The sequence below is a fragment of the Streptomyces sp. NPDC006265 genome (assembly GCF_040613555.1).
In the GTDB taxonomy this organism is placed as follows: domain Bacteria; phylum Actinomycetota; class Actinomycetes; order Streptomycetales; family Streptomycetaceae; genus Streptomyces.
In genome coordinates this window covers 1-3,836 of sequence record NZ_JBEXSH010000858.1, presented here as the reverse complement: position 1 = coordinate 3,836, position 3,836 = coordinate 1, and the positions used below count along the sequence as shown (strand labels likewise).

General features: G+C 71.6%; 6 protein-coding genes. 2 read left to right on the top strand and 4 right to left on the bottom strand.

The features are described 5' to 3' along the window. Positions 1-302: 302 nt before the first annotated feature. The gene (locus ABZ281_RS41530) at positions 303-470 is read right to left on the bottom strand and encodes a DUF3117 domain-containing protein (RefSeq protein WP_003966491.1); all 168 of its coding nucleotides are present in this window, start codon (positions 468-470) and stop codon (positions 303-305) included. 166 nt (positions 471-636) lie between these two features. After that, positions 637-801 (bottom strand): hypothetical protein, encoded by a 165-nt coding sequence (locus ABZ281_RS41525; protein ID WP_356663122.1) that lies wholly within the window; start codon positions 799-801, stop codon positions 637-639. A gap of 67 nt (positions 802-868) precedes the next feature. Between ABZ281_RS41525 and ABZ281_RS41520 the strand changes: the two genes are divergently transcribed. Continuing rightward, the gene (locus ABZ281_RS41520) at positions 869-1,672 is read left to right on the top strand and encodes an enoyl-CoA hydratase-related protein (RefSeq protein ID WP_356663121.1); all 804 of its coding nucleotides are present in this window, start codon (positions 869-871) and stop codon (positions 1,670-1,672) included. 80 nt (positions 1,673-1,752) lie between these two features. Here ABZ281_RS41520 and ABZ281_RS41515 read toward each other — a convergent pair whose 3' ends face one another. Next, entirely contained in the window at positions 1,753-2,355 is a 603-nt protein-coding gene (locus tag ABZ281_RS41515; RefSeq protein ID WP_356663120.1) for a DNA-3-methyladenine glycosylase I, read from the bottom strand. Then, the gene (locus ABZ281_RS41510; RefSeq protein ID WP_356663119.1) at positions 2,352-2,735 is read right to left on the bottom strand and encodes a DivIVA domain-containing protein; all 384 of its coding nucleotides are present in this window, start codon (positions 2,733-2,735) and stop codon (positions 2,352-2,354) included. The genes ABZ281_RS41515 and ABZ281_RS41510 overlap by 4 nt, the downstream gene beginning before the upstream one ends. Before the next feature lie 144 nt (positions 2,736-2,879). Here ABZ281_RS41510 and folP point away from each other — a divergent pair, with 144 nt between their 5' ends. Then, positions 2,880-3,740: a dihydropteroate synthase gene (gene folP / locus ABZ281_RS41505; RefSeq protein ID WP_356663118.1), complete on the top strand. Its 861-nt coding sequence runs from the start codon at positions 2,880-2,882 to the stop codon at positions 3,738-3,740. Positions 3,741-3,836 lie beyond the last annotated feature (96 nt).

Below are 3,836 nucleotides of genomic sequence, written 5' to 3'. Positions count from 1 at the left end.
TGCCCGTTGAGGAGCGGCGTTTGGTGCGTGCTCTCGGCGTGCCGGCCGGAAGCCCTCGTACTGGACGTACTCGGGGTTTCGGCCGGTGCGGCGAGCGGGGGTACCCCCTGCTCGAGCGGAGTCGAGAGCGCGGGGGAGCGTGCCGGGCGTCGTGACGGGGCGAACGTTGCCTGTCGCGGCACCAGCCGGATCGCACGTCAGCCGGGCGGGAGCCAGGGCAGGCGAGTGTGGTCGTGAGAAAACAGCCGCCCCGGCACCACAGGTGATGCCGGGGCGACTGAAAGGGTATGGTCGCTTGCGCGTCAGCCGACGACCTTCTTGAGGGCGTCGCCGAGCGCGTCGGCCTCGTCCGGGGTCAGCTCGACGACGAGTCGACCGCCGCCTTCGAGCGGAACGCGCATGACGATGCCCCGCCCCTCCTTGGTCACCTCGAGCGGGCCATCACCCGTTCGCGGCTTCATGGCCGCCATGCTCGTTCCCCTTCCTGAAACCCAGCTCATCGTCAAAGCCGCGTCAAAGCCGATACGGCCCCTGAGAAGGGCACACGTGCGGCCCTTGTGGCAGGACACGCGACACCGGCATCGAACACATTGCTTCCAAGCCATTATCCCGCATCTCAGGACCCGATGACCAACATCAGTAGGCATCGCTTGGGCAACGCACGCGAGCAAAACCACTCAATTCGGCGATGAGGCTGCGATACTCCGCCACCGCACACACGTCCGCCGAACGAATCCGGGCGAGAATTCTTTGACGCAGGTCACACCTCCGGCCCGGTTCCCCGTCGGTGATCTCCGTCATGCTGTCCTGCAGACCCGGGGCGTACCGGCCGGTACGCCACCGATCCGCGACTCGGAGGGGATACGCCATGACCGACACCGTGCTCTACGAGGTGAGCGACGGACTCGCGACGATCACGCTGAACCGCCCGGAGGCGATGAACGCGCTGAACGTGGAGGCCAAGGTCGCCCTGCGGGAGGCGGTCCGGTCCGCGGCGGACGACACGGCCGTGCGGGCGGTGCTGCTGACCGCCTCGGGTGAGCGGGCGTTCTGCGTCGGGCAGGATCTCAAGGAGCACATCGGCCTGCTGGTGGCGGACCGGGAGGCCGGGTCGGGGCAGACCATGAGCACGGTGCGGGAGCACTACAACCCGATCGTGCGGGCGCTGGCCGGGGCGGCGAAGCCGGTCGTCGCGGCGGTGAACGGGGTGGCGGCCGGGGCCGGCTTCGGCTTCGCGCTCGCCGCGGACTACCGGATCGTGGCGGACACGGCGGCGTTCAACACCTCGTTCGCCGGCGTCGCATTGACCGCCGACTCGGGGATCTCCTGGACCCTGCCGAGGGTCGTCGGACCGGGGCGCGCCACCGACCTGCTGCTTTTCCCGCGGAGCATCAGCGCGCAGGAGGCGTACGAGCTGGGTATCGCGAACCGGCTGGTGCCCTCCGGTGAGCTGCGGGCAGAGGCCGAGAAGGTGGCGCGGGCGCTGGCCGCGGGGCCGACGGTGGCGCTGGCCGCGCTGAAGGAGTCGGTGGCGTACGGGCTGACGCACTCCCTGGAGGAGACGTTGGAGAAAGAGGACGAGCTCCAGACCCGGGCGGGCTCCTCCGAGGACCACGCGATCGCGGTTCAGGCCTTCGTCAACAAGGAGAAGCCGAAGTATCTGGGACGGTGAGTTCGCCGAGGTGCGGCGCCGTCGGGGGCTGCGGGTTCTGCGTGGTTGATCGCGCCCACGCGGCGGAGCCGCAAATGGACTCAGCCCCGCGCCCCTGAAGGGTCGCTCCTCGCCATGCATGCTCCCAGATGATCGTCGACCAGGCCGCACGCCTGCATCAGCGCATACGCCGTCGTCGGGCCGACGAACCGCAGGCCCCGCTTCTTCAGCGCCTTGGACAGCGCTGTCGACTCGGGGGTGACGGGTGGGACGTCGGAGAGGGTCTTCGGGACCGGCCGGCCGGCCGGGTCCGGGGCGTGGGACCAGACCAGCTCGTCCAGTTCGCCCGGGGACCATTCGGTCAGCGCCCGCGCGTTGGCGAGGGTCGCGTCGATCTTGGCGCGGTTGCGGATGATGCCGGCGTCGGCCAGCAGGCGCTCGCGGTCCTCGTCGGTGAAGGCGGCCACCGAGGCGATCTTGAAGTCGGCGAAGGCGGCGCGGAAGCCGGGGCGGCGGCGCAGGATCGTGATCCAGGACAGGCCGGACTGGAAGGCCTCCAGGCTGAGCCGCTCGAACAGCGCGTCGTCGCCGTGGACCGGGCGGCCCCACTCCTCGTCGTGGTACGCCACGTACTCCGGGGCGGACAGGGCCCAGGGGCAGCGCAGCGCGCCGTCCGGGCCGGCCAGGGCGGTGCCGTCGCTCACGGCCGGTCCTCCTGCCGCGGCTTGTCCATGGACACGTGGTTCTCCCCGGAGGCGTGCACCGGCCCGTGGGCGGCGGCCGACCGGGCTCCGGCCAGGGCCGACTCCAGGTCGGCGATGCGGGCGTCGCGCTCGGCGAGCTCGGCGCCCAGGCGGCTGAGGGCGTCGTCCACGTCCGCCATGCGGTAGCCGCGGGCGGCGAGCGGGAAGCGCAGGCCCTCCACGTCGGCGCGGTCGACCGGGCGGTCCGGGGGCAGCGGGTCCCGCAGCCGCTCGGGGGCGGCCTCCGGCAGCGGGCCGTTCTCGCCGCCGCCCACCACGGCGAGGGTCACCGCGCCGACCACGACGGCGAGCGCGACGACCAGGAACAGGAACATAACCATCGCGGGGCCCCCACGGTCGGATGGATCGGACTCCCCGGGAGTCCTCCGAGTCGGATGTTGTCAGGCTCCGATCGTGCCATGCGAGGCCGACGGTTAGGGTCGCAGGCGGCGGAAGACGGGACGTACCAGGAAAGGTCACAGGGGATGCTCAGGCTGGGCAGGCGGGAATTCGGGACACACGAGCCGGTGATCATGGCGATTGTGAACCGCACCCCGGACTCCTTCTACGACCAGGGCGCCACCTTCCGCGACGAGCCGGCCCTCGCGCGCGTGGAGCGGGCCGTGGCCGAGGGAGCCGCGATCATCGACATCGGCGGGGTCAAGGCCGGGCCGGGCGAGGAGGTCACGGCCGAGGAGGAGGCCCGGCGGACGGTCGGGTTCGTCGCGGAGGTGCGGCGGCGGTTCCCGGACGTGATCATCAGCGTGGACACCTGGCGGGCCGAGGTCGGCGAGGCCGTGTGCGAGGCCGGGGCCGATCTGCTGAACGACGCGTGGGGCGGTGTCGATCCCGGGCTGGCGGAGGTCGCCGCACGCCACCGGGCGGGGCTGGTGTGCACGCATGCCGGCGGGGCGGAACCGCGGACGCGGCCGCACCGGATCGAGTACGACGACGTCATGGCGGACATCCTGGACGTGACGGTCGGGCTCGCCGAGCGGGCGCTCGCGCTGGGCGTGCCGCGGGAGTCGATCATGATCGACCCGGGTCATGACTTCGGGAAGAACACGCGGCACAGCCTGGAGGCGACGCGGCGGCTGGACGAGATGGTCGCCACGGGGTGGCCGGTGCTGGTGTCGCTGTCCAATAAGGACTTCGTCGGGGAGACCCTGGACCGGCCCGTGAAGGAACGGGTCGTGGGGACGCTGGCGACGACGGCGGTGTCCGCGTGGCTGGGGGCGCAGGTGTACCGGGTGCACGAGGTCGCCGAGACGCGGCAGGTGCTGGAGATGGTTTCGGCGATCGCTGGGCATCGGGCCCCTGCTGTAGCCCGGCGCGGGTTGGCCTAAGGCCGCGGCAGGCAACGTTTGCCCGTTGAGGAGCGGCGTCCGGTGCGTGCTCTCGGCGTGCCGGCCGGAAGCCCTCGTACTGGACGTACTCGGGGT

Coding starts and splice junctions, on each gene's coding strand:
- ABZ281_RS41510 (WP_356663119.1), bottom strand. CDS start 2,735: ATGGTTATGTTCCTGTTCCTGGTCGTCGCGCTCGCCGTCGTGGTCGGC.
- ABZ281_RS41525 (WP_356663122.1), bottom strand. CDS start 801: ATGACGGAGATCACCGACGGGGAACCGGGCCGGAGGTGTGACCTGCGT.
- ABZ281_RS41520 (WP_356663121.1), top strand. CDS start 869: ATGACCGACACCGTGCTCTACGAGGTGAGCGACGGACTCGCGACGATC.
- ABZ281_RS41530 (WP_003966491.1), bottom strand. CDS start 470: ATGGCGGCCATGAAGCCGCGAACGGGTGATGGCCCGCTCGAGGTGACC.
- folP (WP_356663118.1), top strand. CDS start 2,880: ATGCTCAGGCTGGGCAGGCGGGAATTCGGGACACACGAGCCGGTGATC.